Source organism: Mesorhizobium sp. B2-7-3, assembly GCF_006440715.1.
Lineage (GTDB): Bacteria > Pseudomonadota > Alphaproteobacteria > Rhizobiales > Rhizobiaceae > Mesorhizobium > Mesorhizobium australicum.
Window position 1 is genome coordinate 547,501 of sequence record NZ_VFTY01000002.1, and the last position, 2,500, is coordinate 550,000.

The 2,500-nt window shown below is 55.0% G+C and carries 1 tRNA gene and 2 rRNA genes (2 of these 3 running past the window's edge); all 3 read left to right on the plus strand.

The window, feature by feature from the left end:
* Positions 1 to 1,806: ribosomal RNA gene (locus FJW04_RS06625) — 23S ribosomal RNA — on the plus strand (it extends 1,026 nt beyond the left edge of the window).
* A 273-nt stretch (positions 1,807 to 2,079) separates the two neighbouring features.
* A 5S ribosomal RNA gene (gene rrf, locus FJW04_RS06630) occupies positions 2,080 to 2,194 on the plus strand.
* 250 nt (positions 2,195 to 2,444) lie between these two features.
* Positions 2,445 to 2,500, plus strand: a tRNA-Met gene (locus FJW04_RS06635) (it continues 21 nt past the right edge of the window).

Sequence of the window (2,500 nt, forward strand, 5' to 3'; positions counted from 1 at the left end):
TAACGTCCGTCGTGAAAAGGGAAACAACCCTGACCTACAGCTAAGGTCCCCAAGTTATGGCTAAGTGGGAAAGGATGTGAGGATCCCAAAACAACCAGGATGTTGGCTTAGAAGCAGCCATCATTTAAAGAAAGCGTAACAGCTCACTGGTCTAAATAAGGGTCTTTGCGCCGAAAATGTAACGGGGCTAAAGCCATACACCGAAGCTTAGGGTTTGGTCCGCAAGGGCCAAGCGGTAGCGGAGCGTTCTGTAAGCTGACGAAGCCATACCCGTGAGGGGTGGTGGAGGTATCAGAAGTGCGAATGCTGACATGAGTAACGTAAGGGGAGTGAGAGACTCCCCCGCCGAAAGACCAAGGGTTCCTGCTTAAAGCTAATCTGAGCAGGGTTAGCCGGCCCCTAAGACGAGGCGGAAACGCGTAGTCGATGGGAACCACGTTAATATTCGTGGGCTTGGAGGTAGTGACGGATCATTGAGGTAGTCCAATCTTATCGGATTGAACGGGCTGCTGCGTGGTTCCAGGAAATAGCTCCTCCTTATAAACCGTACCCGAAACCGACACTGGTGGTCTGGTAGAGTATACCAAGGCGCTTGAGAGAACTATGCTGAAGGAACTCGGCAAATTGCACGCGTAACTTCGGAAGAAGCGTGACCCTTTTCCACGCAAGTGGAGGAGGGTGGCACAGACCAGGGGGTAGCGACTGTTTATCAAAAACACAGGGCTCTGCGAAGTCGCAAGACGACGTATAGGGTCTGACGCCTGCCCGGTGCTGGAAGGTTAAGAGGAGGGGTGCAAGCTCTGAATCGAAGCCCCAGTAAACGGCGGCCGTAACTATAACGGTCCTAAGGTAGCGAAATTCCTTGTCGGGTAAGTTCCGACCTGCACGAATGGCGTAACGACTTCCCCGCTGTCTCCAGCATAGACTCAGTGAAATTGAATTCCCCGTGAAGATGCGGGGTTCCTGCGGTTAGACGGAAAGACCCCGTGCACCTTTACTATAGCTTTACATTGGCATTCGTAGTGGCATGTGTAGGATAGGTGGTAGGCTTTGAAACCTGGGCGCCAGCTCAGGTGGAGCCACCCTTGAAATACCACCCTTATCACTATGGATGTCTAACCGCGGCCCGTTATCCGGGTCCGGGACAATGTATGGTGGGTAGTTTGACTGGGGCGGTCGCCTCCTAAAGAGTAACGGAGGCGCGCGATGGTGGGCTCAGAACGGTCGGAAATCGTTCGCTGAGTGCAATGGCATAAGCCTGCCTGACTGCGAGACTGACAAGTCGAGCAGAGACGAAAGTCGGTCATAGTGATCCGGTGGTCCCGCGTGGAAGGGCCATCGCTCAACGGATAAAAGGTACGCCGGGGATAACAGGCTGATGACCCCCAAGAGTCCATATCGACGGGGTTGTTTGGCACCTCGATGTCGACTCATCGCATCCTGGGGCTGGAGCAGGTCCCAAGGGTATGGCTGTTCGCCATTTAAAGCGGTACGTGAGTTGGGTTCAGAACGTCGTGAGACAGTTCGGTCCCTATCTGCCGTGGGTGTAGGAATATTGAAAGGATCTGTCCCTAGTACGAGAGGACCGGGATGGACGGATCTCTGGTGGACCTGTTGTGGCGCCAGCCGCATAGCAGGGTAGCTATATCCGGACGGGATAACCGCTGAAGGCATCTAAGCGGGAAACCCACCTTAAAACGAGTATTCCCTGAGAACCGTGGAAGACGACCACGTTGATAGGCCGGGTGTGGAAGAGCGGCAACGCTTGAAGCTTACCGGTACTAATAGTTCGATCGGCTTGATCGTTCTCATTCCTAATACCCATTTGATGAAGTCAAATGGTCTGACCAGCGCTCACGCATGAGCGGCCCTTACGGGCCTATGCTCCGCGAGGGCGCCGGACGACCGGCGACGCGCAGTCGCGCTTGCGGGCTTTGCCCGGAAGCAACCTGCAAAGCATCGCCTTGGCGCGGAAAGACGGGCAACGGCACGACCGGATGGCGAGCAGGTATCCCCTACTCACCATTCCCTACTGCTTAATCCCTAACCCAGCTTCTCGAATAACGTGCGTTTTGCCGACCTGGTGGTTATGGCGGAGCGGCTGCACCCGATCCCATTCCGAACTCGGCCGTGAAACGCTCCAGCGCTGATGGTACTTCGTCTCAAGACGCGGGAGAGTAGGTCGCTGCCAGGTCTGCAAAACGCACGTTCAAACTCTCATCCAATCGGATGACCGTGAAATCTTCTCTGCACGTCGTTCGATGCATGTCGTTGCCCCAAACCGCTAACTCTTTTGGGCAACATGCATAAAGGCCCGCCAAGGGATCCCGGGCCGCTCTAAGCGGCCCTTTCATTTGGTGGAGACAAAAAGCAAGCAAACGCTTGCCAAGATCGGCAAGAAAACGCTTGCCTAGATTTGCAAGCAAACGCTTGCCTAGAGGTGGCGCGGGGTGGAGCAGCCCGGTAGCTCGTCAGGCTCATAACCTGAAGGTCACAGGTT